The following is a 25492-nucleotide window of genomic DNA, read 5'->3' on the forward strand; positions in this document are numbered from 1 at the left end:
GTGCGAAGCGGTAGTGGTTCACGGGAGTTCGTCGAAGCCCACGCAGGGCAGCGCCATCCCGTCGGCCAGGGCCAGCAGCCTCTCCAGCCGGGCCGGGGTCACATGGTTGGCCTCGTGGGCGTCGGCGACCGAGTGGGCGTAGAGCGTGGTCGCACCGCCGTGTTCGGCGGTGCGGCGCAGTGCCGCCTCGACTCCGGTCAGGTCGTCCCCGTACGCGACGGTCCCGCGTCCGGAGTCCACCGAGCAGCCCGGCAGGACCCGCCGGGCGGAGATGTCCCCGGCCGGGACGTGCAGTTCGGCCGCGAGGGAGGGATCGGCGCGGCGGGCGACGGGTACTCCGCCGCGCAGCCGCTCGAAGAGTGTGAGGAGCAGCCGGTCGGTGTGCTCGTCGCGGGCGCTGCACGGGTAGGCGAAGCTGCGCGACGGGAAGCCGAGGCGGCGCAGTCCGTCGAGGGCGGGCACCACCTCCCGGTCGAGATAGGCGCCCGCCCCGTGCGCGGCGACGAACTCGGGCGCGCGCTCGTGCCGCAGGCCGTGGCAGCCGATGGTGTGGCCGTCGTCCGCGAGCCCGCGCAGCATCCGCACCTCGTCCCGGTCGAGCCGGTCCGGCTCGCAGACGAAGAAGGTGACACGCGCGCCGTACGCGGTGAACAGCGGTGCGGCCGCCGTCCACTCGCGCACATGCCGATCGTCGAAGGTGAGCAGCAGGGCACGCTCGGCACCACCGTCCGGACGGGCCCCGGGACGGTCGGTCATCGCCCGGACTCCTGCGGCGCCCAGCCGGGGACGGAGCCGTGCAGTGCCGTGTAGAAGGGGTCGCCCGGGACGATCTCGCCGGCCGACACCGGACGGCCGGTGAGCGCCGCCTTGTACATGGCGGTGATCAGCTCCAGCGAGCGGCGGCCGTCCCCGGCGCTGGCCCTGGGCCGCCGGCCCGCCCGCATGTCGGCCAGCAGGGAGCGGAGCTGGGCGCTGTGCGAGCTCGGGACGTCCTCGGCCGGGGAGTTCCACGCCTCCGCCCGGCCGGGGGCGACTCCGGGGGCCGGGGTGTAGGTCCAGTCGCCGTTCCCGTAGCCGTAGAGATGGTTCAGCTCGATGGTGGCGTCCCGCAGATCGATCCGCAGATGGCTCAGCTGGCGCGGCGAGAGTGCGCTGTTGACCACGGTGGCCAGCGCTCCCGAGGCGAAGCGCACGGTGGCGGTGGTGACGTCGTCGGTCTCGACGTCACGGGCCAGCCGGCCCGCCATGGCCCGGATCTCCGCCCAGTCGCCGAGCAGTTCGAGCATCAGGTCGATCTGGTGGATGCCGAGCCCCATGGCGGGGCCCGCGCCCTCGGTCGCCCACTTCCCGCGCCAGGGAACCGCGTAGTAGGCGTCGTCGCGGTACCAGGTGGTCTGGCAGTGGGCGACCAGCGGCGCCCCCAGCTCCCCGGAGGCGATGAGCGCCTTGGCGTGCTCGGCGCCCGAGCCGAACCGGTGCTGGAAGACGATCGGGGCGTACGGACCGTGCTCGCCCTCGGCGGCGGTCATGGCGTCGTACTCCGCCAGACTGAGCGCGGGCGGCTTCTCGCACCACACCCACGCCCCGGCAGCCAGAGCCGCGACGACCTGTTCCCGGTGGGCGACGGGCGGCGAGGCGACGACGACGAGATCGGGACCGACCTCGCCCAGCGAGGCGGCGAGATCGGTGGAGTGATGGGGGAGCGCGAAGTCGGCGGCGAAGGAGCGGGCGGCCGCGGGATCGGCGTCGACGGCGCCCACCACCGCGAAGTCCGCGGGGAGTTCGAGGAACGCCGGCATATGGACGGCACGGGCGATGTTGCCCGCGCCGACGAGCAGTACACGACAGGGAGTCACAGTCACAGGGGGCCGTCCAGGCTGAGGGCGTGAGCCGCCGGTATTGGTAAGCGTTTTCCAGCACGTCGGGAAAATGCCCTTCCCGAAGGAAGGGCCGTGGTTCGGGTCAGAGGGTGGCGTAGAGAGCCCCGGCACTGGTCACGGGCCCGGTGCGGAGCCGGTCCGGCCAGTCGAGGGCGAGGCCGAGCGCGGTGCCCAGCCGGTCCTGGAAGGAGGCGAGCCGCTGCTCGCTCCCGCGGACCGCACGCGGCGGCAGCCGGTGCTCCAGGCAGTACGAGACCAGTGCGCCGACGGCCTCACCGATGCTCCACTGGCCCGCGTGCCCGCCGAGCGCGGGTGCGCTGAGATGCGTGGCGCCGATGTTCCGCCCGGCCGGGAGCAGATTCTCCACCCGTACGGGCAGCAGCGAGCCCAGCGGCAGCTGGAACGGCAGGCACTCCAGATCGAGCCCGGCACCGCCCCCGGTTCCCGGGTGCAGGGTGATCCGGGAGCGCAGGGTGCCCACACTGTCGGTGAAGGTCTCGGCACCCGGTGCCCCGGTCCGTGCCGCGACGGTCAGATGGTGCTCCAGCAGGGTGAACTCGGCCCGGATGCGCCGGGATTCGCGTACGTGCACGGCCTTGGCGAAGCCGTCGTCGGTGCCTGTGGTGTCGGGCCGCAGCCGCAGCTCGGGGTAGCCCTGGCCGCCGTCGTGCCGCGGCGCGCTCGTCTGCATCCAGTACAGGAACGACAGGGCCTGCTCGCGCGCCTCCCGCTCGGCGCAGGCCCGTACCTCCTCGCCGGAACCGGCGAGCGGCAGCCTCGCGTAGGCGGTCTGCTCCCAGTCGACCAGGGTGATGTCGCTGTCGAACGTTCCGGGCAGATACCGGCTGCGGGCGAGCGCCCGCAGCCGGTGCCAGCGGTCGTTGGGCGGTGCGGCCCAGTGCGGGACGTCGTCCGGCTCGTGCAGGAACAGCGGTACGGAGCGGGACGGGCCGCCGCCCGGTTCCGCGGTGTCCCAGGAGAAGGCCCCGGACCACCGGTCGTAGCCTGCCGGGCGGTCGACGGTGTGGTCCTCGCCGGGGCGGTGGTCCAGGGCGAAGACCCAGGAGACCGGCTGCTGGTCGAGCGGATCGGCGACGGCGGGCGCGTGCGGCTCGCCGGTCTCCTCGCGGGACTCGGCGCCGGTGACGTGCTCGACGCCCGCGAGGCCGAGCAGCTCGCCCAGATCGGTCGCGTCGACGACATAGGGGGCGCTGACCGTCAGCGGTTCGCCGTCCGCCGCCTCCAGGGTGACCGAGGTGACCCGGTCCCCGTCCGTCAGGGCCGCGACCGGGCGGTGGCGGAGCAGCAGGGTGAGCCGGCCCGAGGCGAGGTGCGGGGTGAGGAGCTCCTGGACGACCGCGAGCGCGGCGCGCGGCTCGTGGCTGAGATGGCCGGTGGTGCTGAGGCCGGGGTCGAGCAGCGGATCCGCGAACGGCTCGGGGCACAGCGGGTAGTTGCGCCGGTAGAAGTCACGTATCCGCTCACGCAGATCGCGGTATCCGGGGGAGACGGGGTCCAGTTCGATGCGGTGGCCGTCGGCGAGCGGCACGGCCTGCGCGGTGAACAGGCCACCGGGCCAGTCGGTCGCCTCGGTGAGCACGACGCGGTGTCCGAACCGGGCGGCGGTCAGCGCGGTGGCGAGACCACCGAGACCGGCACCGACCACCAGGACATCGGTCCCGAGTTCGCGGGTACGGGGGGTGGGGGCGGCGAACACAGGAGTCTCCTCCCTCAGGGCCGGCGGGCGGCGACGGTACGGAGCCGGACCGGAACGGACTCGCGGGTCCTGATCCGGACGGGGAGCACGATCTGCTCGGCGCTGCGGTACGGGTCCTCGCCCGCCGTGCGCTCCGCGATCCGGGTGACCAGCTGTTCGACCGCCCGGCCACCGATCTCCCTGGCGGGCAGCCGCGCGGCGAAGCTGGTGAGCGGCAGCAGATCGTAGGGGCCGGCGTCGTCCATGCCCGCCAGCACGATCTCGTCGGGTACGGCGATGCCGAGCGAGGCCAGATCGGCGGCGGCGGTGGCGACCGCGAAACCGTGGGCGCAGAGCAGGGCCGTCGGCGGCTCGGGAGAGCCGAGCAGCTCGGCCAGCAGCTGCCTGCGCTCGTCCCCGGGCAGCGCGGTGTACGAGCGGAGCGCGGTCAACTGGGGGAGCAGGGGCTGGTCATGGGCGCGCAGCGCCTGTTTGTGCCCGGTCATCCGGTCGTGGACGCTGGTGCACCGCGTCTCGCCCCAGAGCGTCGCTATCCGCTCGTGGCCGTCGGCCAGCAGGTGCTCGGTGAGCCGGTAGCCGACGTGGTAGTTGTCGGCAGTGACCGCGTCGATGGCGTGGTCCGGGAAGTACCGGTCGACCAGAACCATCGGGATGCGCAGGCGCCTGAGCTCGTCGAGGACATCGGCGTCCGGCGGGCTCTCGACGGGGTACAGGATGATGCCGTCGACCCGGTCCGCGAGGGCCTGGCGCAGCGCCTGGTCCTGGCGGGCCAGCGACGCAGCCTCGTCGGCGTGCCCGGTGTCGGTCATATGGACGGCGGAGTCCGAGAAGAACAGCCGCAGCCCGCGCTCCGAGCAGCCGGATTCGATCCCGCGCAGCACCTCCGACTGGTAGGGCCCCTGGCCGCTGATGATGCAGGCGATCACACCGGCCCGGTGGGCCACGACCGGCTCCGCGGTCCGGTCGCCGGGGTCGGCGACGAAGGTCCCCCGGCCCCGACGGCGCACCAACAGCCCTTCTGAGACAAGGTCGTTGAGCGCCCGAACGGCGGTGGTGGAGCTGACTCCGAAGCGCTCGCGCAACTGGTTCTGCGTGATGAACGGAGTACCGGCCTCGTACTCGTCGCGCGCGACCTCGGCCCGCAACTCATCCTTGATGCGCTGGTACTTGGGCCCTGACGCACTCATCCAGCCATCACCCCCTCGGATTTGACGCGTCAATCGACGCTGATGTCAGTGTGGTGGGGATTAACGCATTATTTCAAGAGGGTTGCGGGGAAAGGATCGTCGAATTAGCGCATCAAGCCGCGGGTGTGTCGCCTTGATGCGTCAACCCGGTGCTCCGGACGAAGGACCCCGGGGTTTCAGCCGGTCGTGCGGGGCGGAGGTGTGGTGCTGGCCCGGACCACCAGACGTGACGGCACATCGAGCGTGCGCGGCGAAGCCGTGGCATCGCCGAGCGCCAGCAGCAGCGCCCGGCGGCCGATCTCCTCCAGCGGCAGCCGTACGGTGGTCAGCGCGGGCGTGACGTCACAGGCCACCGGCAGATCGTCGAAGCCGACGACGGAGACATCGGAGGGGACGCCCCTGCCGAGATCGTCCCGGAGAGCCGCGAGCGCACCCAGCGCCATGGCGTCGTTGAGCGCGAACAACGCCGTGATCCCCGGCGACCTGCGGAACAGCCGCACCGCTGCGGCCCGCCCGCCGTCCCGGGTGAAGTCGGCCTCGACCCGGTGGTGTTCCGCCACCACGACGCCCAGCTCGGCGGCCCGTTCCAGGAAGCCGTTCAGCCGGTCCTGCACGGAGACCAGCGCCAGCGGTCCGCAGATGACACCGATCTCGGTGTGTCCCAGCCCGGCGAGGTGCTCGGCGACGGCCCGGCCGCCCTCGCGGTTGCCCGGCACGATCGTGTCCACCGGAAGGCCCTGGTGCGCGACAGCGGTCACCCGGCCGCCCTGTGCCGCGAAGGCCTCCAGCTCCTGGGCGAGCGCGGGACTCCCGCCGGTGAAGCCCGACCCGGCGAGGATCACGGCGCGGGCCCGCTGCGCGCGCAGCCGGGCCACGTACTCCGCCTGGAGTCCGGGTTCGTGGAAGGTGCCGGCCAGCATCACCAGGAGCTTGTGGTCACGGGCGACCTCCATGACACCGGCCGCGATGGCGGAGTAGTAGGCGTCGTTCACATCGTGCACGACCAGGCCGACGATCGAGGTGGTGGACTGCACGAGCGCGCGGGCCGGCGCGTTGGAGACGTAGCGGAGCCGGGCGGCCGCCTCCAGGACGCGCTCCTGCAGCTCCTGGGTGACGTTGCGGTCGCTGTCGCTGAGGACGCGCGAAGCCGTGGCGAGCGAGACCCCGGCGTCCTGCGCGACCTGCTGGAGCGTCACGGCGGACGACGGGCGGGGGCGGGCGGAACGTCGATTGACCTGGCTCTGCATAGGGCTACGATAGCCGCACTGAAAGCGTTTTCCCATTGTGCAAGGCAGAGGAAACCCGCCATCGGGACCGCCCTCCCGCCGCCGGGGTCAGCCCGTGCGCCACCGTCCCGGCACGGCCGGCGGCGCCGTGGTCGCACAGCGGTAGACGGCATCCTCCCGGAAGGCGTACCGCCGTTCGGTCTCCGGAGTGAGCCGGACACCGAGCCCCGGGGCCTGCGGAGCGAGCAGGCAACCGTCCTCCAGGCGGAACGGCTCGACCAGCAGCTCCGACCGCAGCGGATAGCGCGGCATCGGCCACTCGGCCAGCCGGCCGCCGCCGGTGAAGGCCGCGTGGTAGTTGGCCGCCTGGCACACGGCACTGCCCCAGCAGTGCACGACCGCCTCGACGCCGTGCTCCGCCGCGCCCGCGAAGACGGCCAGCGTCTGGCGCAGGCCTCCGACGACCGTTGCGTCCGGCTGCACCATGTCGTAGTACCCCGATGCCATGCGTGTCAGCAGCTCCTGCGCGGTGGTGACGGTCTCCCCTCCCGCCACCGGACAGCCGGCCGATCGCCGCAGAGCGGGGTAGCCGGCGGTCCGCGCGGGCCCGAGCGGCTCCTCCAGGAAGCGCACCGGCCAACGGGTGCCGGACCTGACCACGTCGAGGAACGCCACCGTGTCCGCGACCGACTGGCCGGGGTCCTCGAGATTCTGCGCCATGTCTATGGCGACGCCGATGCCGTGCGTTGCCGCGTGCTCCAGAGTCCACACCGCCTTGCCCGCCTCGTGGGCCCGTGCCCTGATCTTGAAGGTGTCGATGCCCAGGGCCGCCACGGCGGCGGTCTCGGCGCTCATCGCCGACGGGGAGGCCGAGTCGCCGCCGCTGGCGTACAGCCGGATCCGGTCCGTGCGACGGCCGCCCAGCAACTCGTACGCGGGCACGCCCGCCCGCTTCCCGAGGGCGTCGACCAGGGCCGCCTCCACGGCGGAGACGACATGGCGGGCCGCTCCCTGAAGGCTCCAGTAGCCCGTCACGAGCACCATGTCCCGGTACCGCCCCGCCAGGTCCCCGGCCGGACGGCCGACCAGGCAGGGGGCGATCAGGTCGACCGTCGACACGAAGACCTGCGGCGCGAAGACGGCGAGATAGCCCTCACCGAGACCGGTCGTGCCGTCGTCCAGGGTGACTTGCACCAGACCGGTCGTGCGCCACCCCGTCGGCAGCGCCAGGCGCACCTCCAGATTGTCCGGGTCCGCGTAGGGGGCGCTGAGCAGCACCGGCCGGATCGCTGCGATGCGCACACCGTCGTCGAGATGTGCGCCGATGTGCTCGGAAGGTGGTGGGGACATGACGTCGCGTCCTCAGAATCCTCTGGACCACTGCACGGGATTGCGCAGCGGTGAACCGGCCCGGAACCGGTGCCAGTTGTCGGTGAACAGGTCGATGACCCGGGCGCTCTCGTCCGTCGAACCACCCGCGGTGTGCTGGGTGAGGACGACCCCGGGGCAGGTCCACAGCGGGTGACCGGCGGGCAGCGGCTCCTCGGCGGTGACGTCCAGCACCGCTCCGCCGAGTCGCCCGGAGGACAGCTCGGACACCAGGGCCTCCTCGTCCACCAGCGATCCGCGGCCGGCGTTGACCAGAACGGCCCCCGGCCGCATCCGGGCCAGCCGCCGGGCATCGAGCAGTCCGCTTGTTCCGGGTGTCCCGGGCAGCAGCCCCACCACCACGTCGAAGTCCGGCAGCCGCTCATCGAGCTCGGTCAGGGTGCGGATGTCGCCGGAGCCGCGTGCGAAATACGAGACGGTGCAGCCGAACGGGCCGGTCAGCTCGGCGAACCGCCGGGCGATGGACCCGCGGCCCAGCACCAGGACCCGGGCCCCGGTCAGCAGTCGCAGCCGGGGGCGCACGGCGGACTTCGCCCACCTGCCCTCGGCCCGCAGCCCGGAGAGCCGGTCGATCCCGCGATGGAGTGCGAGGAGCCCCGCCAGGCACGACTGCGCGACCGGGTCGGCGAAGAGGTCACCCAGGCTGGTGACGGTCAGTCGGCGGCCGAGGACCGGCCAGTCCAGGCCGAGATAGCCGTCGATCCCGACCGAGGCGAGCTGCAGCCACCGCAGCCGGGGCGCGTTCGCCACCCAGGCCGCTCTCGGATTGCCGAGCGCCGCGCCTGCACCGGCGAGTGCGCGGGCATCGGCCTCCGACGAGGTCCCCGGCTCGGCGAACCAGACGGGCCCGGGGCCGAGTTCACGCAGACGGCCGCGGTCGGCGTCGCCGAGCGGCAGCTCCACGTACAGGCCGGTGCCGTCCGTCGCCGGGTTCACCACGGGTGCTCCGCGAGGTACGCGGTGATCCGCTCCCGGTCCCACGTCCCGTCCGCGACGGTGACCCGGTAGCGCCGGGCCAGCGTGTCGCCCGGGGCGAGCTCCAGCTCCTCGTGGAACGCGAAGGAGGGGGCGACCGCGGCGAAGGGCTCGTCGCGGACGAACCAGTGGGCCGGGTGGGTGCCGCCCGCACCGGAGTGATCGTTCTCCGGGGCGTGCTGGAAGATCAGTGTGGCGTGACCGTCGGCGCCGTCGTGTTCGCCGCTGTAGGCCAGCCAGGGCGCCTGTGTGCCCATCAGCTCCGGGCCCTCCCCGTCCGGGCCGAGGATCCGCCCGCCACGGAAGGCGCGCGGCCCGCGCCAGAAGAGGCCGGTGTAGCCGGCCGCCTTCCGGCCGTGGGTCGTCGGGCTCCCGAAGAGCAGCGGTTCGGTGCGCCGGTTGGTGATCGCACTGGACCAGGTCAGTGACCAGCTGCCGCCGGTGTTCGCGCCCGTGGTGCCGGAGCCGGGGCCGGTGTGTACGTCGTGCTCGACGTCGTGCAGTTCGACGCGGCGCAGCTCGTCCGCCCAGTGCGTGCCGTCGTTGTGGCGCCAGCTCAGCCGCTCCGCGACGACCGCGCGGCCGGCGTCCGCCGCGACCTCGTCGAAGCCGAGGTGTGCCATCGATCCGACCCGGTCGGGCAGCGGCCGGTAGTCCTGGCCGTGTACATAGGTGTTGCCGCCCCAGAGGTTCTGCCCGGAGAGGTGGGAGGCCGTCATCTGGAGGCCCTTGTGCCAGCGATGGTCGTTGGGGCGATAGTCGGTGACAACGTTGTCCGTCAGGGTGCGCATGGGGTGGATATACGGTTTGGGAGCCTCCCAGGCCGCCTCCGGGCGGTAGGCGTAGCTGATCAGATCGATTCCGCCGCGTTCCTCCGTGACCGTGATCCGGTCCCCGAGGGCGTGCGTGATGCGCAGTGGACTGCTCATGTCCCGAGTCTCCTGGGGCTGGAAAGCGCTTACCGCAACCTAGGGCCTTCACTGGAGGCGCGTCAACAACGGGACCCGCGTGTGCTCGGGGTGGCTCTGGAACGGAAGGGCCGATGTGATCGTGCGCCGGAGTCGGCCGGTGGCCGGGGTGCAGGGGGATCAACCGGTGGTCAGGCCGAAGACCGTGATGATCACCAGGTAGCACACCGCCACCACGGCGGCCCCGGCCACATGGACACGGACGGACCGCGCGCGGTCGGGCAGCAGCCAGAACGCGAGCACCCGGTTGACCAGAGGCATCAGCAGCCAGGTCAGGATGCTGACGCTCAGTACGTTGCTGAGGAACAGTCCGATGTATCCGGGCACCCCCAGGTCCTTGAACCAGTCGCCCGCCGTCAGTCCCAGGACCATCACCGTCGGATACAGCGCCAGCACCACGGACATGGCCTGTTTCCAGTTGGGCGGGACCCCCTCCTGCGTGCCGGAACCGAATCGGAACCAGCCGCCGAACGCCGAGCCGATCCTGTGCACGTCGTAGGAGTCGAAGTGGCCGTGCCCTTCCTCGATGAGCCGCCTGCGGGCATCGGAGTCGAGCCATGCCTCCAGATGCTGCCGGGTGTCGAAGCGGAAGGCCACCACCCAGCGGTCCTGGATGCCCTTCACCGGCCTGAACAGCTCGGACCCCATGAAACCCGGTTGCTTCTCCTGCTCCTTGAGGATCTTGTCCTGCCAGCTCAGGAAGTCCCGTTCGTGCCCCGGCCGCACGTCGTGCGAGACGACGGCCGTGACGACGTCGTCGGCCGGCGTCCCGCCGGAGAGCACCTCCTGCGTGGCGGGCCCGTCGAACAGGGGGTGGCCCTCGTCGAGAAGTTGCCGACGCGCCGGTGACTCCAGCCAGTGGGTGAGCTGCTCGATCCGGGAGAAACGGAATACGACGACCCAGTCGTTCTCGTCGCCGGAGGCCGGTGAGTACATCTCCGTCCCCTGGAACCCGTCGAAGCCCCGTACGGCTTCGTTGGTCTTCTCCTGCCACCGCCGGTAGTCGTCGTTCCGGCCGGCCCGGACTCTCTGGGAGATCACGACCGTGGCGCTGCCGTTGCCGCTGCCCTCGGGGTCGGGGCTTGCACGGGTACTCATACGGAGTAGTCTAGTTCTAAAGGGAGTTGTCGGACAAATAGGGAAATGTTAGTCCCCGGAAGGCGGTCGCGCCGGGAGGCGGGCGCCGGACGAAGTGGGGTTTCGCGATGGCGCACAAGGAATTCATGGCCGAAGCCGTGCGGCTGGCCACCGAGTCCGTCGAGCAGGGCTGGGGAGGGCCGTTCGGTGCGGTGATCACCAAGGACGGCGAGATCATCGCTCGCGGACAGAATCGCGTGCTGCTCACCGCCGATCCGACCGCCCACGGCGAGGTCGAAGCCATCCGCAAGGCCATTCAGCTCCTCAATCCCGAGGCGCCCAGCATCTGCGAGGCGTACCAGGACCGGTACACGCTCAGACTGGTGCCTCGCCCGGAGGGTTCGCAGGACTCCGTTCCGGAGCGTGCCCGGATGCTGCAGGGATGCACGATCTACACGAGCGGGGCCCCGTGCCCGATGTGCATGAGCGCCATCTACTGGGCCCGCATCGGCACCGTCTACTACAGCTGTGACTGGAAGGCGACCCAGGAGATCGGCTTCGACGACGCCTTCCAGTACGAGGACTTCGCCAGACCGCCGGACCGGCGCAGCATCACACTCGAACAGATCCATCCCGAGCTGGGAGCCACGTCCTACCAGGCATGGGCGGACCGGGCGAACAAACACCCCTACTGAAACAGCGGCCGAGGGCCGGGGGTACGGGGGCGGCGAAGGAGCCGCTCCCGCACAGCGGCCGACGGCTTGCCGCACACTCATGGAAGAGCGGCAAGACGTCGGCCGTTGGCGTGAGGCGGGTGCTACTTGGGCGGGCGGATGCCGCCGCCGCCCAGCTGGTCGCACTGCTCCTGAAGCTTCCGCGCCTTCTCCTGGAGCCGCTGGCGCTGCTCAGGGTCGGTGGTGCGCTCGGCGGCCTCGGTCATGTGCCGGGCCTTCTCGCGCAGCTGCTGCGCACGGTCACCGGATTCACGTGCAACGCTCATCATCGCTCCTTGTGCGGTTGGGAAGAGCGGGCTCCATCAGAGAACCAGCGCCGTCGCACCGCCGCACCTCGAATCGTCACTCTGAGTCACGGCCTCCTGTGGGGTGCCGCGACGCTGGCATGATCGGGGGCATGAACGAAAGCATCATCGCCGCGTGTGACGGGGCGTCCAAGGGCAATCCGGGGCCCGCTGCCTGGGCATGGGTCGTGGCCGACTCGCGGGGGCGGCCCGAGCGCTGGGAGGCGGGACCGCTGGGTACCGCCACCAATAATGTCGCCGAACTCACCGCGCTGCGGCAGCTGTTGGAGTCGACGGACCCGTCCGTTCCGGTCGAGGTGCGGATGGACTCGCAGTACGCGATGAACGCGGTCACGAAGTGGCTGCCGGGATGGAAGCGCAACGGCTGGAAGACCTCGGCGGGGAAGCCGGTGGCCAACCGTGAGCTCGTGGTCGCCATCGACGCCCTGCTGACCGGACGGTCCGTACGCTTCACCTACGTTCCCGCGCACCAGGTGGACGGCGACCCGCTCAACGCGCTCGCCGACCAGGCGGCCAGTGAGGCCGCGGTGGCCCAGCGGCCGGCCGGGACCGCGCACGGCGCCACGGAGTTGCCGGCGCCCGCTCCGGCCCGCGCGACCGAGGGCCGACGGAGCGCCACGCCGACGAAGAAGGCCGGGGGATCGGCCCGCTCCGGTGGAACCATCCGGGCCAGGTTCGCCGGCCGCTGCCACTGCGGAAAGCCCTACGCGGCACAGGAGATGATCGCCAAGAACCCCAACGGCTGGGGTCACCCTGAGTGCCGCACCGCACCCGCCTGACACGCGGCGTCACCGCCGTGGCCGGCCGGAGCGGGCGAGTGGCCACGCGGGACCGGGCCCGCGTGCCATGATGCGGCTCCGACGGCAACGGCGGACGCTGGGGGGCGGATGGGAAGCACGGGCACGGTTCTTCGTGAGCTGCGCGGCGCGCAGAAGACGGCCAAGGGGGTGTCGCTGTACTCGCGGTACGTGAACCGCCCGGCCGGCCGGTTGTTCGCGGCCGGTGCGTACCGCATGGGACTGACGCCCAACCACGTCACGTCGATCAGCGCGGCCTTCACCTTCGCCGCCATCGCATCGGTGGCCCTCGTCCGCCCGTCCCCCGGGCTCGCGGTCGCGGTGTACGCCGGTCTCGCCATCGGCTTCGCCCTCGACTCGGCCGATGGGCAACTGGCCCGGCTCACCGGCCGGGGCGGTCCGGACGGTGAGTGGCTGGACCATGTCGTGGACTGCGCCAAGATGATCCTCGTGCACATCGCCGTGCTGATCTCGTTCCGGCGATTCTTCCCACTGCCCGGCGAGGCCTGGCTGCTCCTGCCGCTGGGATTCCTGTTCGCGGCCGTGCTGACCTTCTGCGCGGGGCTGCTGCGCGAACAGCTGGGGAAGGGGCCCGCCCGGCCCGCTCCCGGCGCCGCCCCGGTCTCGCGGCTGCGGGCCGTCGCGCTGCTGCCCGCCGACTACGGAGTCTTCTGTCTGGTGTTCCTGCTGCTCGGCGCCCCCACCGCTTTCCGCATCGGCTACGCGGCCCTCGCACTCGTGCACACGCTGTTCCTGGCGGTGTTCCTCACCAAGTGGTTCAGGGAACTCAGAGCGCTCCGGACTGCGGACTGACGAGTGTGTCCAGCACCCGGCGCAGCTGGGTGCTGGACGTGTGCACGGTGTACGGGAAGTAGACGACCTCCACACCGACCTCGGCGAAGTCGCGTTCCAGCCGTTTTCCCCGTTCCGTGTCCCGCCAGTCGTCCCCCTTGAAGATCACGTCGAACCTCACCTGCTGCCAGGTCTCGACCTTGTCGGGCACCGTCTCGACGAACGCGGCGTCCACGTAGCGCACGCTGCGCACGATCTCCAGCCGCTCCGGCAGCGGGATCACCGGCCGGTGCCCCTTGGCGAGCGCGGCCATCTCGTCCGAGACAACCCCGGCGACGAGGTAGTCGCACTGACTGCGGGCATGCCGCAGGATGTTGAGGTGCCCCACATGGAACAGGTCGTAGACTCCCGGCGCGTAGCCGACCCTGTGCGCCATCCGTTCTCTCCCCCCACGGTGAACGCGATGCCCGTGTCCCACACGGAAGTTGTCCGGACATGGCATCCGGTGCGGTGGGATATCGGTATCGGTGTTGATGGTGCAACGACCTTACTGTGAAGGCCACTTGCGCATCACGTGAACGGATAAGCTCGCTTTTGGGGCTGTTCCTTGGGGGAAGACAGATCGTTCCGGGGGGAAGGCGGGCGTCCATGTCCGATGCCGAGTGTCACAAGCCGTTCGAGGACCGCACCCTGCTGGTGGTCTCGACGAACTACGCACCGGAGGTGACGGGCATCGGCCCGTACGCCGCGCAGCTCGCCGAGCACTGGGCTGCGGCCGGGGCCGACACACACGTACTGACCGGAATGCCGCACTATCCCTCCTGGCGGACCGACCCGGCGTACCGGGGGGTGTGGCGGGTCGCCGAGCAGCGGGCCGGGGTCACCGTGCACCGGCGAAGACACTATGTGCCACCCCGTCAGAGCGCCCTGCGCAGAGCCGTGTTCGAGGCGACCGTGCTCGCGCACGGCCTGCTGTCGCCGCCCGCCTCGCGCCCGCCGGACGCGGTGGTCTCCCAGATTCCCAGCCTCGCCGGGGGTGTCATCGGTGCCCGGCTGGCCGCCCGCCACCGCGTCCCGTACATACCGGTCGTGCAGGACCTGATGGGCGCCGCCGCCGCGCAGAGCGGCATCCGGGGCGGCGCCAGGGCGGCGGCCGCCGCCTCGGCCGCCGAACGGTACGCGCTGCGCTCCGCGGCCCTCGTCGGCGTCATCCACGAGAGCTTCGTGGACCGCGTCACCGCATACGGAGTGGACCCGGGGCGCATCCGTACCGTCCCCAACTGGTCCCATGTGCAGGCGTCTTCGGCCGACCGGGCCGGCACGCGGGCGCGGCTGGGCTGGGACGAGGGCACCCCGGTGGTCCTGCACTCCGGGAACATGGGGCTCAAGCAGGGGCTGGAGGTCCTCGTCGACGCGGCCCGGCTCGCCCCGTCGATACGCGTGGTGCTCATGGGTGACGGGAACCAGCGCGAGGCACTGCGGGGGCGCGCCGCGGGCCTGCGCAACCTGGACATCCTGCCCCCGGCCGACGCGGCCGAGTTCACGGACGTCCTCGCCGCCGCCGACGTACTCGCGGTGACGCAGCGGGCATCCGTACTCGACATGAGCGTCCCGTCGAAGCTCACCTCCTATTTCGTCTCGGGGCGGCCCGTGGTGGCCTCGGTCGCCGCCGGGGGAGGCACCGCACAGGAGGTCCAACGGTCCGGCGCCGGGCTGCTCGTCGCCCCGGAGGACCCCGCCGCCCTGCTGTCGGCCGTACGCAAGCTCATCGAGGCACCGGCCGGGGCGGACGCGCTCGGGGCCAACGGGCCGCAGTACGTCGCACGGCACCTGAGCCGCGAGGCGGGTCTGGCCCGCTTCGACGCCCTGCTCACCGAGGTCCTCGCGGACACACAAGGGAGACCACGTCGATGAACCAGCCGATCCGCGCCCTGGAGGACCAGGACGAACCCGCGCTGCTGAGGGACCAGTTCCGCCAGCTCCTGCGCTACCGGGCTCTGCTCGCCTGCGGCGTGGCCGTCGGGCTCCTCGGCGGCGGCTGGCTCGCCCTGAGCGGCGAGGAGAGCTACACCTCGACGGGCGAGGTCGTCGTACGTTCCGCCGCCTCGGACCCCTTCGCCGCCGGAGCCTCCGCGGACAAGGGCATCAACATCGGCTCGGAGCGGCAGACCGCCGTCAGCGACACCGTGGGCACCCTGGCCGTCACCACCCTGGCCAGACAGGGGGACCAGGTGGAGGTCGGGCCGCTGCTGTCCGGCCTCCAGGTCACCAACCCGCCGAACACCCTCGTGCTCCGCTTCGCCTACACCGGCCGGACCCCGGCACTGGCGAGGGAACGGGCCCAGGCCCTGGCCGACGCCTATCTGGAGATTCGCCGGCAGCGCACCGAGAACAGCATCGCCAACATGGTCGAGGGCTACCGTGCCCAGCTGAGCCCGCTCACCGCACAGCGCGACCAGCTGACGGAGCAGGCCGCCGGAAGCGACGACGTGGCCGGCGCACGGGCCAACCTCGTGGTCGCGATCTCCGAACTCAGCCGCAAGATCTCCGAGTTGCGCGCACTGGACACCACGCCCGGATACCTGACGAAGAAGCCCGTCGCACCGAGCGGGCCCACCGGCGCAGGGCTCCCCCTGCTGCTGGGGCTCGGCGGCGCCGTCGGCCTCGCCCTGGGACTGCTCCTGTCGTGGGTACGCCTCGTCTTCGACCCGGCCGTACGCTCGAACCGGGAACTGGTCCGTTCGCTCGGCGCGCCCCTGCTCGGCACCCTGCCCAGGGAACGGGCCTCCGCCGGCACACTGCTGGCCATCGGGCGGAGCGGCAGCCGGCTCGCCGAGGAGTACCGCGCGGTGGCCTTCCGGCTCGCCTACGATCCCTCGTTCGCCCAGCGCCGCCGGCTTCTGGTCACGGCCCCGCGCGGGGACGGCACGGGGGCGGCCGCCGCAGCGGCCAACCTCGCCGCGGCCTTCGCGGAGATGGGACGTGACGTCATCCTGGTGGAGGCCGATCTGCGCACTCCCGCGCTGGCCGGGGACCTGGGCCCGGCGGTGCAGGGATCCCGGCCCGGCTGGGCGAACAGGGGCGAACGGGCCTGGCCGTCGGAGAGCCGGATGAACGTCGACGTACCCGGGTCGGGAGCCTTCACCCTGATAGCGGGCCGCCGCACGGACAACGTGCCGCGAGCCCTGACCTCGGCACCCGTCGGGGTGATCGTCGCCGCGAGCGACCGGGCCGACACCGTCGTCATCGTGCTGGCCCCGCCCGTGCTCTCGTACGCCGACGCCGTCGCACTGATCGACCGGGTGGAGGGCGTCGTGGTGGTCTGCGACCCGCGCGAGGTCCACCGCAGCGACCTGGAGCGGATCCGGGAGATCATCGGAGCGGCGGGCGGCACCGTGCTCGGCGCCCTGCTGCATCCCGGCCGCAGCCGCCACGAGCACCGGGCCCTGAAGAAGGCGGCCAAGCGCCGCACGCGTGGCGGGCGGCCCGGCCGGGGCAGTGGGGGAGGCGGGCCGGAGTACGCCGGTGACCCCGGCGAGACGCTGGGGCTGCGGCCCTTCGACTCCGCCGCCGGACACAGATGAGGGCACGGGCCGCGATCGTCTGCTCGGTCGCGGACCAGGGCGTGACCGCACTCACCAACATCCTGGTACTGGTGACGGCCGCCCGGCTCTCCACCGTGGCCGACTTCGCCCGCTTCTCCGCGGTCTACCTCGTCTTCACGGTGCTGCTGGGCGTGTCCGGCGCCTACACCGGGCAGCCGCTCGTGCTGCGGCGCGGCGGCAGCGAAGAGGTGCGCGGCGCCTGCCGGTCGGCGGTCGCCTTCACCCTGATCGCGGCCGCGGTGCTCGGCGCACTGCTGGCCGGAGTCTGTTCCGTGCTTCCGGGAGCCACCGCGCGGGCCCTCATGGCCCTGGGACTCGTCCTGCCGGTCGTCCTGGGCCAGGACACCATGCGGTACGCGTTCTCCACCCTGCATCTGCCGCACCTGGCGCTGGCGGGCGACACGCTCCGACTGGTCTGTGTACTGGGCGCGCTGGCCGCGCAGCAGCACGGTGCCCCGGCCGCCGGACTGGTCACCGTCTGGGGGCTCTCCGCCCTGCCGGCCCTGCTGCTGTCGGCCGTCCTGCTGCACCGCAGGGTGGCCGGTACACCTCTGCGGCTGAAGGCGCTGCTGAGCCGAGGCCATCTGGGGCGGCGCTTCGTGGTGGAGTTCGCGGTCGGCAACGCCACCGGCCAGCTCTCCGTGCTCGGGCTCGGCACGATCGGCAACCCCTTGGTGGTCGGCGCCCTGCGCGGTGCGACCACCCTCTTCGGACCGCTGAACGTGCTGTACACCTCGGCCACCGGCTTCGGCCCGCCCCTGCTGGGAGGACTCGACGGCGAACGGCGCAGGGTACGGGCCGCCGCGACGCTCGCAGCCGTCCTGGCGGCCGCCGCGGCCGCCTGGGCCACCGCACTGGCCCTGCTGCCCGGCCCGGTCGGACACCACCTGCTCGGCGACACCTGGCCCACCGCCGCCGCCCTGCTCCCGGCGACCGGCAGCCAGTACGCGGCGATGGCCGTCGGCACCTGCGGACTGCTGGCCCTGCGCATCCTGGACCCGCGTACCACCCTCTCGGTCCAGGTGGTCTTCTCGCTCGCCGCCGTCGCCTTCCTCATCGGCGGCTACCTGCTCGGCGGGGTCCCGGGCGCCGCCTGGGGCCTGTGCCTGGGGTCCGTGTGCAAGGCGGTGGCCACCTGGACCAGGGTGGCCGGGCTGCTGCGCCGCACCGCCGTCGAGCGGCCGCCGCTCAGTGCGGATGCCGCCCGGCCCGGCTCCGGAAACTTGTGACCAGCAGCAGACAGAGCGCCGCGACGGCCGGCTTCCCCGCCGCCTGCAGCAGTGGCCCGCGCAGCAGAATGAAGGTGTACCCGGCGATCAGCGGCACGGTGACGGCCAGCACACTGCCGGGCCCCGGACCGTCCCGTGAGACGGCCCGCGCGTACCGCCGGTCGGCGCGGGCGGCGGCGTACCCGATCAGCAAGAAGGCACCGGCCATGCCCGGCGCTCCGAAGTCCACCCAGAGTTCCGTCCACAGCGGCGCCGACAGGTTGGTCATGCTCATCCCCATCCACTGACCGACGCGCACCCCTGTGTCCTCAGGTTTGCCGCTCCACACCGACCGCGGCACGAAGAAGAGCGCGGAGCCCGCCAGTTGACGCCCATAGGTGTGGCCACGGGTGTCCACCCAGGTGATGGTGTTGGCGAACATCACCGTCTGGTCGTAGTCCTTGGTGGCCAGCGGCTCGAAGACCGACGAGGACTCCACCGGCCGGTACCCGGCACCGTCGTAACGGAACCGGTCCGCGTACGGGAACAGCACCAGCGCCCCGACCACCCCCGCGGCCAGCACCGAGCGGTACATCGCGGCGCTGCTCGGGAACGCGGTGAACAGCAGTGAGACCAGCACCGTCAGGAACCAGTAACGGGCGTTGGACACCGGGTTGTTGACGATCGCGTTGAGGCCGATCAGTCCGGCCTGGACCAGCACCGTCGACGGGGAGCGCCGGGCCCTGCGCGAGGTCACGAGGCGGCGGGTGTAGAAGAGCAGTGCGAGCAGCGCGGGCACGGTACCGAAGCCCTTGAGGAACGCCGAACCCACATTGGACCGGCCCGACACCACCCCGCTGGCCGCGACCGAGGCGCTGATCTCCTGGCGGCTGGTGAAGAAGACGGCGGGCCCGCCGAGCTTCACGATGTAGTAGCCGCTCGCCGCGAAGGCCAGCAGCACCAGCAGCCTGAGCCGCATCCGGTGCGCGACGGCCGGACCGGTCCCGGAACGTGCGGCGTCCCGCCGCCGCAGCGGCCGCCGGGACGCCAGCAGTGCCCCCAGGTCGAACGCGGCACAGCCCACCAGGATCAGCGCCACGGCCGTCACCAGATCCGACCGCGGACCGACCATCGGCGTGGGCGTCTGCCCGATCACGGCCTGGGCGAACGGCGCCACCCCCATCGCGATGTACACGAACATCCAGAAGACGCCCTGGAGCAGCCGCCGCCGGGTGGAGAGGACCATCGTCGCGAGCCGGGTCCCCGCATAACAGGTCAGCACCAGCTGGAGCCAGTACGCGGTGTCCCGGACGCCCGTGCCCGGCTGTGCGGCGATCACCGCGGGCAGGAAACACACCAGGGCGAGGATGAGGGGTACGGCCAGGGCGCGCGAGAGCATCGCCCATGACATGGGCTTCGCCGGCGGCGCCGCCTCGTGCACGGACGTCATGTGCTCCCCGTTCCCGTGGACCGGTGAACACTCTAACGAATCAACCCACTTGGGGGGTTTGGATGACTAGTCTGTAAAAGGCCGGCCGAGGTCGAGGGGGACCCTGGTGAAGATCCTGCACGTCGTCACACTGCACACCCCGGACCATGCGTTCGGCGGCCCGACCAGGGTGGCGCTCAACCTGTCGAAGGTCCAACAGGCCGCCGGCGACGACGCCAGGATCATGGCGCTCGGCGACGGATTCGAGGGCCCCCTCCCGCGCCGGGTCGAGGGAGTTCCGGCCCATCTCTTCCGGGCCCGCCATCTGCTCCCGGCGTTCGAGGTCAGTGGGATCACCTCCGGCGCGCTCCTGCTCGCCGCGCGCCGCATGATGCGCGGCGCCGACATCGTCCACGTCCATCTGATGCGCGACCTGGTGACACTGCCCGCCGCGCTGCTCGCACTGGCCTCCGGCACCCCCCTGGTCCTCCAGACCCACGGCATGGTGGACCCCACCGAGAACCGGGTCGCCCGGCTGACCGATCTGCTGGGGGTGCGCCGGGTGCTGCGCGGGGCCGACGCCGTACTGCACCTCACCGAGACCGAGCGCCTCGATGTGAACGCGGTCGCCGCACCGGTCCCGCTGACCCGCACCGTACGGCTCGTCAACGGCGTACGTCCGCAGGAGTTCAAGCCCGCCCGTGAGCCGGGGCGGCCGCCCACGGTCCTCTTCCTCGCCCGGATCCAGGAGCGCAAGCGCCCGGAGGACTTCGTCGCCGCGATGCCCGCGGTCCTGGCCGAGCACCCGGACGCCCGCTTCGTGCTGGCCGGCCCCGACACCGGCGCGCTGGCCGCGACCCTCGAACTCGCCAGTGAACTGGGGGTGATGGGTTCGCTCGACCATGTCGGCCCGCTCGGCCACGAGGAGGTCCTGGCGGCGGGGCGGCGGGCCGATGTGTATGTGCTGCCGTCGATCGAGGAACCCCTGGGTGTGTCCGTCCTCGAAGCGATGTCGGTCGGTACCCCCGTGGTCATCACCCGCACCTGCGGACTCGCCCCCGACGTGGCGCGCGCGGGCGCGGGCCGGGTCGTCGACAGCCGGGTCGGCGAGGACCGGAAGAACGCGCACAAGGTCGCCGCCGCCGTCCTGGACCTCCTCCATCCCGAGGTCAACTCCAAGGCAGGCGGGGCGGCTTGGGGACTGGTCAACGAGGACTTCACCATCGACGCCGTGACCGCGACCCTCCGGCGGACCTACGAGGACGTGGTCCGCAGGAGGGTCCACGGGCTCACGTCATCTTCCCCTCACGGGACTTGAGCGCGATCTGCCAGCGGTAGAAGCTCATCGCCAGCGCGAAGTCGAAGCCCGCCCGCCCGTCGAGGAACCCCCGCCGGTACACGTACATGTACGCGAACGACACCAGCGGCTTGAACGGCGCCTTGTGGAACAGCTGTCCCTGGCGGGACTTCACCCTTCGCACCTGCTCCTTGACCTCGGGATGGTGCTCCAGCCACGCCTCCCAGTCCGAGTAGCGGTTGTGCCGCTCGAACCAGGCGGTGACCGGGTCGAGATCCTGGTGCTCGATCGGATTGCGGAGCGACCGGACCGACTCGGCGACCGGCTGGTAGTGGCCCTCGACCTCACCGATTCCCGGCGCGTCGAGATCCCCCACCTCCGGATACCGGCAGCGGGTCCGGTCGGTCAGCGACCGCTTGCGGATGGTGTACCCGTGCCGCAGCCGCTTCCCGGAGAACCAGTAGCCGAGCGGGATGTCGTACGCGGCGGGCTTCGGCGCCCCGGGATCGGCGAAGATCTGCCGCAGTTCGGCCAGCAGGCCGGGACCGATCCGCTCGTCCCCGTCGAGCAGCAGGATCCAGTCCAGATCCGTGCGGACGTGGTCCAGACACCACTGCTTCTTGCGCGGATGGCCGCCGTCCCAGGTGTACGTGACCACCTCGGCCCCGCAGTCCTCGGCGATCTTCGCCGTGTCGTCCGTGCTGTGCGAGTCGACCACGACGACCGCCTCGAAATGTCCGAGCACCGACTTCACCGCCTCGGCGATGTTGAGCCCCTCGTTCTTCGTGGGGATCACCACGGCTATCGGCAGCCTGCTCATCCACGGTCTCCTTCCGGCAGCCAGGCGTAGCAGCCTGTGGAGGTGAAGGCGCGGGCCTCGCGGGGGACGGTGACCGAGGCCCGCTTCCCGGCGGAGGCGGAGCCGGATGACAGGGCCTTGCCGTCGGCCCCGGTGATCCGCCAGGTGCAGTGCCCGGTGGGGGACACGTCACGGTAGCGGCCCGGCCGGAGCCGTTCGCCCTCGTACGTGCCGTCCGCGTACCCCAGGGCGGCCTCCCGCAGCAGGTCCCGGTGCCGGGTGCAGAGGTGCTCGACGGCCGGTTCGGCATCGGCGATCTCACCGGTCACGATCGCGCCGACCGCCACGTCCCGGTCGGCCTTCACCAGGAACCGCAGCCGGTCGCAGGTCTCCTGACCGGTCTGGAGCACGGCCGCCGGGTCCATGCCCCGGGGCACCCGGTCGGCCAGATACTCCTTCTGCTTCCGGGTGAACGATCCCGTGGCCGGGGTGAGTTCATCGGAGGGAAGCTTCGGCGGCTCGCTCGTGCGCGGCGCCGGGGAGTCACCGGGCGCGGCGGTGCCGGGCCCGGCCGACGGGGCGGTGACCGGGGCCCGCACCGCCGACGGTCCGGCGCCGCTCGCCCCGGTGTCGCCGCCGGAGGCCGAGCCGCAGGCGGCCAGTGCCGCCGTCAGTGCGACGACGGCGGCACCGGCCCGGAACGGATGCCTCATCCGGCTGTCCTCAGCGCGTAGTGGGCACTGACCTGCGCGCTGCTCAGCGCGGTCGGGTAGACGGCGGTCTCGTCGATCTGCCCGGCGAAGAAGTCGCTCGTCGGCCTGCTGGGCCAGCCGTTCAGATTGTCCCCGCCCACCCGCCAGTAGCCGTCGTACTTCTCGTTGCCGGTGTACAGGGTGGTCGAGGCACTGAGCTTCCCGTCGACGTACAGGGCCATGCCACCGGTGCCCTGTGTGGCGACGACGTGGTGCCAGGCGCCGTTGTTGTAGGCGGTGGGTGTGGTGATGGTCCGGGCGCTGCCGCTCTTCACCCCGAAGACGAGCCGGCCGTCGTCGCGCATGTACACGTGCTTGTCGTACTGGGTGCTGTTCTGCATGGTCAGACTGCCGAAGCCGATGATCTTCCCGCCCTTGGCCGTCGTCGTTCTGATCCAGGTCTCCACAGAGAACGTGGTCGGCTGCGGATGGCGCTTGTTGCTGTAGACGTACTGGTTCGAGCCGTTGAGCCCGATCGCGGTCGAGGGACCCGCGACGGCGGCCGGGGTCAGCAGCCGGGTGGGGGAGTTGCGCACGAAGCCGTTGTCCCGCACGCCGCCGGTGTCGCCCGCGAAGGTGGCGGGGTCGTCGTACCGCCAGTAGAGCGAGGCACCGTCCGCGAGCACCTTGGCGGGGTACTTCTGGGCCGCGGATGCCACGGTCGCGGAGACGGCGGCCGACTTGGCACTGGTGTTGGTGCCGTCACTCGCGCTGATCCGGTACGAGTGGGTCTCGCCCGCGGCCACGTCCGTGTCGGTCCACCTCAGCTGCGGCCGGTCCCAGAACATGGAGCGAGCCGTCGTGGTGTACACCGGGGTGCTGGCGCCGTCCCGGTAGATCCGGTAGGTGAGGTCGCCGTCGTCGGTGTCGAAGCTCGTCTGCCAGTTGACCTCCACCTTGCCCGCGGCGACGGTCGAGAGGCTGACGTTGGGCACCCACGGAGCCCCGGTGTCGGGGCCGTCGGCGAACCGGGTCAGGCCCTGCTGGGCCACGCCGTTGACGGTGGTGAACTCGCCGCCGACCCACAGGTAGTGGCGGCCGCCCTTGTCGGTCTGGGTCATCACCCGTGGCCCCACCGGCTCCCCGATCCCGTCGTTGGTGTCCGGGAACCACGGGAGCAGTGCGGGATCGTCGACGGACTGGGCCAGCAGATGCTTGCGCGGCTGGTTCGGGAACTCGCCCATGGTGGCGCAGTCATGGGCGTGGCTCCCGCTGTACAGCACGCCCTTGTGCACGAGGACGGCCTGGGTGGCACCGAGGCAGGTGTCCCGCCAGCGCTGTTCGAAGTTGCTCAGGTTCAGCGCGATCCGGCCGTCGAAGACACCTCCTCCGGTGCCCTCGTTGGCGGTGTAGAAGCCGGTGGCGTCCGTGGTCAGGTCCTGAACCGTGGACGTGTCGGGAATGAAACCGGCCGGATAGCTCTTGGTCACGGCCCCGGTCGTGGCGTCCACCACCGCCAGGGCGTGCGACGTGGTGCCGTTGACGGTGAAGAAATTGCCGCCGAGCAGTACGTGCTTGCCGTCGGGCGTCAGCTCGACGGCCCGGCCCACCTCATCGGCGTCGGCCTTCCACGGCTTCAGTGCGGCCCCCGTGGTCACCGCGGCGAACTTCTTCCTGGTCTGTCCGGCCACCGAATTGAAGTCACCGCCCAGATACACGGTGTCGGCGGTGACGGCCAGGGCCCGCACCGTCGCGGAGACGGCGACCTTGAAGTCCTGGCGCGGGGTGCAGGTGGCGGTGTCGATCGCCGCGATATTGCTCACCCCGACGCCGCTCACCGAGCCGAACTGCCCGCCCACGTAGAGGGTCTTCTGGTCCGGCGAGAGCACCAGGGCCCGTACGGTCGCCGTGCCGGAGGAGAGGGTGAACGACAGGCTGCAGCCGGTCGGCGCACCCGTCGCCGCGTCGAAGGCGGCGAAGTTCACCGCGGGCTGTTCCGAGGTGCCGGCTGCCGCGCCCGGCGGCCGCACGGTGGAGAAGGTGCCGCCGGTGTAGACGACACCCGCGTCCGATCCGGCCATCGACCAGACGATTCCGTTGGTCTGCCAGGTGCTGAGGTCGTCCGCGGTCAGGGCGACCGGCGGGGTGAGGGCCTCGGCCGGGGAGCCCCCGGACGCGGCGGCGGTCAGCGCTGCGGCGAGCAGGCAGAGCGCGGCGGCAGCGGCACGGACCCGGCCGCGCCCGGGGCGTCCGCGCCCCGTGGTTGCGTTCATCATTCAGCTCCGAAGGTGAGAACGAGCCGCGGCCGGCCGGTCGCGGCGCACGGCTCCACCGGGAGTGCGGTGGAGCCGGCTGTGGTGTTGGTGCCGGGCGTTGTCATCGGTCCACCCGCACGGCCGCACCGGCGAGTTGGTCGGACAGCTGGCGGATGTCCGCCTCGACCATGATTCCGGCGAGCTCCCGCGACCTCACGACCGGTTTCCAGCCGAGCAGCTCCTCGGCCTTGGTGGCATCCCCGATCAACGCGTCGACCTCGCTGGGGCGTTCGTACTTGGCGTCGTAACGGACGTGCTCGCGCCAGTCCAGGCCCGCGTGGGCGAAGGCGTACTCCAGGAACTGCCGGACGCTGACACCCTCGCCGGTGGCGACCACATAGTCGTCCGGTTCGTCGCACTGGAGCATCCGCCACATCGCCTCGACGTACTCGGGGGCGTACCCCCAGTCGCGTACGGCATCGAGGTTGCCCAGGTGCAGACGGGTCTGCAGGCCCGCCTTGATCCTGGCCACCCCTCGCGTGATCTTCCGGGTCACGAAGGTCTCGCCGCGGCGCGGGGACTCGTGGTTGAAGAGGATCCCGTTGACCGCGAACATGCCGTAGGCCTCACGGTAGTTGACGGTGGACCAGTACGAGTAGACCTTGGCGACGCTGTAGGGGCTCCGCGGATGGAACGGGGTCCGTTCGTTCTGCGGGGGCGGGTTGGCGCCGAACATCTCGGACGACGAGGCCTGATACACCCGGGTGTCGATCCCGCTCGCGCGGACCGCCTCCAGCAGCCGGATGGTGCCGAGCCCGGTGACGTCGCCCGTGTACAGCGGGGCGTCGAACGAGACGCGGACATGCGACTGCGCGCCCAGGTTGTAGACCTCGTCCGGCCGGATGTCGCGCAGCAGATTCACCAGCGCGACACCGTCGGCGAGGTCGGCATGATGCAGCAGAAACGAACGGTTCTCCTCCTCGGGTCCCTGGTAGATGTGGTCTATGCGTTCGGTGTTGAAGCTCGACGAGCGGCGTATCAGTCCATGGACCGTGTACCCCTTGTCGAGCAGCAGCTCGGACAGATAGGAACCGTCCTGTCCGGTCACACCGGTAATGAGCGCGGTCTTCGCCACGACTCCCCCCTTCTCCGGTCATCTG

The 25492-nt window shown here is 71.5% G+C and carries 23 protein-coding genes; 7 read left to right on the forward strand and 16 right to left on the reverse strand.

The window, feature by feature from the left end:
• Positions 1-18: 18 nt before the first annotated feature.
• From AB0D53_RS30600 to AB0D53_RS30640, 9 genes are all read right to left on the reverse strand, one after another.
• Positions 19-756, reverse strand: a complete 738-nt coding sequence (locus tag AB0D53_RS30600) for a polysaccharide deacetylase family protein (protein ID WP_362452316.1) — start codon at positions 754-756, stop codon at positions 19-21.
• Complete coding sequence (locus tag AB0D53_RS30605; protein WP_362452317.1) at positions 753-1856, reverse strand: Gfo/Idh/MocA family oxidoreductase; 1104 nt, start codon at positions 1854-1856, stop codon at positions 753-755. The genes AB0D53_RS30600 and AB0D53_RS30605 overlap by 4 nt, the downstream gene beginning before the upstream one ends.
• Before the next feature lie 106 nt (positions 1857-1962).
• Positions 1963-3597, reverse strand: coding sequence for an FAD-dependent oxidoreductase (locus tag AB0D53_RS30610; RefSeq protein ID WP_362452318.1), 1635 nt, complete (start codon positions 3595-3597; stop codon positions 1963-1965).
• Positions 3598-3611: 14 nt separating this feature from the next.
• Positions 3612-4784 (reverse strand): GntR family transcriptional regulator, encoded by a 1173-nt coding sequence (locus AB0D53_RS30615; RefSeq protein WP_362452319.1) that lies wholly within the window; start codon positions 4782-4784, stop codon positions 3612-3614.
• A gap of 176 nt (positions 4785-4960) precedes the next feature.
• Positions 4961-6031, reverse strand: coding sequence for a LacI family DNA-binding transcriptional regulator (locus AB0D53_RS30620; protein ID WP_362452320.1), 1071 nt, complete (start codon positions 6029-6031; stop codon positions 4961-4963).
• Positions 6032-6118: 87 nt separating this feature from the next.
• Positions 6119-7360: a mandelate racemase/muconate lactonizing enzyme family protein gene (locus AB0D53_RS30625; RefSeq protein WP_362452321.1), complete on the reverse strand. Its 1242-nt coding sequence runs from the start codon at positions 7358-7360 to the stop codon at positions 6119-6121.
• A gap of 12 nt (positions 7361-7372) precedes the next feature.
• Positions 7373-8338, reverse strand: coding sequence for a D-2-hydroxyacid dehydrogenase (locus AB0D53_RS30630; RefSeq protein WP_362452322.1), 966 nt, complete (start codon positions 8336-8338; stop codon positions 7373-7375).
• Positions 8332-9303: a PmoA family protein gene (locus tag AB0D53_RS30635; protein WP_362452323.1), complete on the reverse strand. Its 972-nt coding sequence runs from the start codon at positions 9301-9303 to the stop codon at positions 8332-8334. The genes AB0D53_RS30630 and AB0D53_RS30635 overlap by 7 nt, the downstream gene beginning before the upstream one ends.
• 159 nt (positions 9304-9462) lie before the next feature.
• Positions 9463-10440: an antibiotic biosynthesis monooxygenase gene (locus AB0D53_RS30640; RefSeq protein WP_362452324.1), complete on the reverse strand. Its 978-nt coding sequence runs from the start codon at positions 10438-10440 to the stop codon at positions 9463-9465.
• A gap of 107 nt (positions 10441-10547) precedes the next feature.
• Here AB0D53_RS30640 and AB0D53_RS30645 point away from each other — a divergent pair, with 107 nt between their 5' ends.
• Positions 10548-11114: a nucleoside deaminase gene (locus AB0D53_RS30645; protein ID WP_362452325.1), complete on the forward strand. Its 567-nt coding sequence runs from the start codon at positions 10548-10550 to the stop codon at positions 11112-11114.
• 122 nt (positions 11115-11236) lie between these two features.
• Here the strand turns inward: AB0D53_RS30645 and AB0D53_RS30650 are convergent, their stop codons facing one another.
• Positions 11237-11419, reverse strand: coding sequence for a DUF6381 family protein (locus AB0D53_RS30650; protein WP_329819179.1), 183 nt, complete (start codon positions 11417-11419; stop codon positions 11237-11239).
• A gap of 131 nt (positions 11420-11550) precedes the next feature.
• Here AB0D53_RS30650 and AB0D53_RS30655 point away from each other — a divergent pair, with 131 nt between their 5' ends.
• Positions 11551-12237 (forward strand): ribonuclease H, encoded by a 687-nt coding sequence (locus AB0D53_RS30655; RefSeq protein WP_362452326.1) that lies wholly within the window; start codon positions 11551-11553, stop codon positions 12235-12237.
• Between the two features lie 108 nt (positions 12238-12345).
• The gene (locus tag AB0D53_RS30660; protein WP_362452328.1) at positions 12346-13068 is read left to right on the forward strand and encodes a CDP-alcohol phosphatidyltransferase family protein; all 723 of its coding nucleotides are present in this window, start codon (positions 12346-12348) and stop codon (positions 13066-13068) included.
• Here AB0D53_RS30660 and AB0D53_RS30665 read toward each other — a convergent pair.
• Entirely contained in the window at positions 13043-13483 is a 441-nt protein-coding gene (locus tag AB0D53_RS30665; protein ID WP_362452329.1) for an adenylyltransferase/cytidyltransferase family protein, read from the reverse strand. The genes AB0D53_RS30660 and AB0D53_RS30665 overlap by 26 nt on opposite strands.
• 212 nt (positions 13484-13695) lie before the next feature.
• Between AB0D53_RS30665 and AB0D53_RS30670 the strand changes: the two genes are divergently transcribed.
• Genes AB0D53_RS30670 through AB0D53_RS30680 form a run of 3 tightly spaced genes read left to right on the forward strand, consistent with a single transcriptional unit; the run spans position 13696 to position 17881 of the window.
• On the forward strand, positions 13696-14961 hold the full coding sequence (locus AB0D53_RS30670) for a glycosyltransferase (RefSeq protein WP_362452330.1): 1266 nt from the start codon (positions 13696-13698) through the stop codon (positions 14959-14961).
• Positions 14958-16631 (forward strand): lipopolysaccharide biosynthesis protein, encoded by a 1674-nt coding sequence (locus AB0D53_RS30675; RefSeq protein WP_362452332.1) that lies wholly within the window; start codon positions 14958-14960, stop codon positions 16629-16631. Before AB0D53_RS30670 ends, AB0D53_RS30675 begins: the two co-directional genes overlap by 4 nt.
• Positions 16628-17881, forward strand: a complete 1254-nt coding sequence (locus tag AB0D53_RS30680) for a hypothetical protein (protein ID WP_362452333.1) — start codon at positions 16628-16630, stop codon at positions 17879-17881. The genes AB0D53_RS30675 and AB0D53_RS30680 overlap by 4 nt, the downstream gene beginning before the upstream one ends.
• On the opposite strand, the gene AB0D53_RS30685 is transcribed toward AB0D53_RS30680, so the two are convergent.
• Positions 17841-19310, reverse strand: coding sequence for a hypothetical protein (locus AB0D53_RS30685; RefSeq protein ID WP_362452334.1), 1470 nt, complete (start codon positions 19308-19310; stop codon positions 17841-17843). The two genes, AB0D53_RS30680 and AB0D53_RS30685, sit on opposite strands and share 41 nt — an antisense overlap.
• A gap of 106 nt (positions 19311-19416) precedes the next feature.
• Between AB0D53_RS30685 and AB0D53_RS30690 the strand changes: the two genes are divergently transcribed.
• Positions 19417-20607 carry a glycosyltransferase gene (locus AB0D53_RS30690; protein WP_362452335.1) on the forward strand — a complete coding sequence of 397 codons (1191 nt, stop codon included), beginning with the start codon at positions 19417-19419 and terminating at the stop codon, positions 20605-20607.
• Here the strand turns inward: AB0D53_RS30690 and AB0D53_RS30695 are convergent.
• The 4 genes from AB0D53_RS30695 to gmd form a co-directional block, all read right to left on the reverse strand.
• A complete protein-coding gene (locus tag AB0D53_RS30695) occupies positions 20579-21406 on the reverse strand; it encodes a glycosyltransferase family 2 protein (protein WP_329819188.1) in 828 nt (275 codons plus the stop codon). The two genes, AB0D53_RS30690 and AB0D53_RS30695, sit on opposite strands and share 29 nt — an antisense overlap.
• On the reverse strand, positions 21403-22098 hold the full coding sequence (locus AB0D53_RS30700; protein WP_362452336.1) for a hypothetical protein: 696 nt from the start codon (positions 22096-22098) through the stop codon (positions 21403-21405). Before AB0D53_RS30700 ends, AB0D53_RS30695 begins: the two co-directional genes overlap by 4 nt.
• The gene (locus AB0D53_RS30705) at positions 22095-24353 is read right to left on the reverse strand and encodes a LamG-like jellyroll fold domain-containing protein (protein WP_362452338.1); all 2259 of its coding nucleotides are present in this window, start codon (positions 24351-24353) and stop codon (positions 22095-22097) included. The genes AB0D53_RS30700 and AB0D53_RS30705 overlap by 4 nt, the downstream gene beginning before the upstream one ends.
• 100 nt (positions 24354-24453) lie before the next feature.
• Positions 24454-25467 carry a GDP-mannose 4,6-dehydratase gene (gene gmd, locus AB0D53_RS30710; protein ID WP_362452339.1) on the reverse strand — a complete coding sequence of 338 codons (1014 nt, stop codon included), beginning with the start codon at positions 25465-25467 and terminating at the stop codon, positions 24454-24456.
• Positions 25468-25492 lie beyond the last annotated feature (25 nt).

It is taken from the genome of Streptomyces sp. NPDC048295, assembly GCF_040652135.1.
GTDB lineage: Bacteria > Actinomycetota > Actinomycetes > Streptomycetales > Streptomycetaceae > Streptomyces.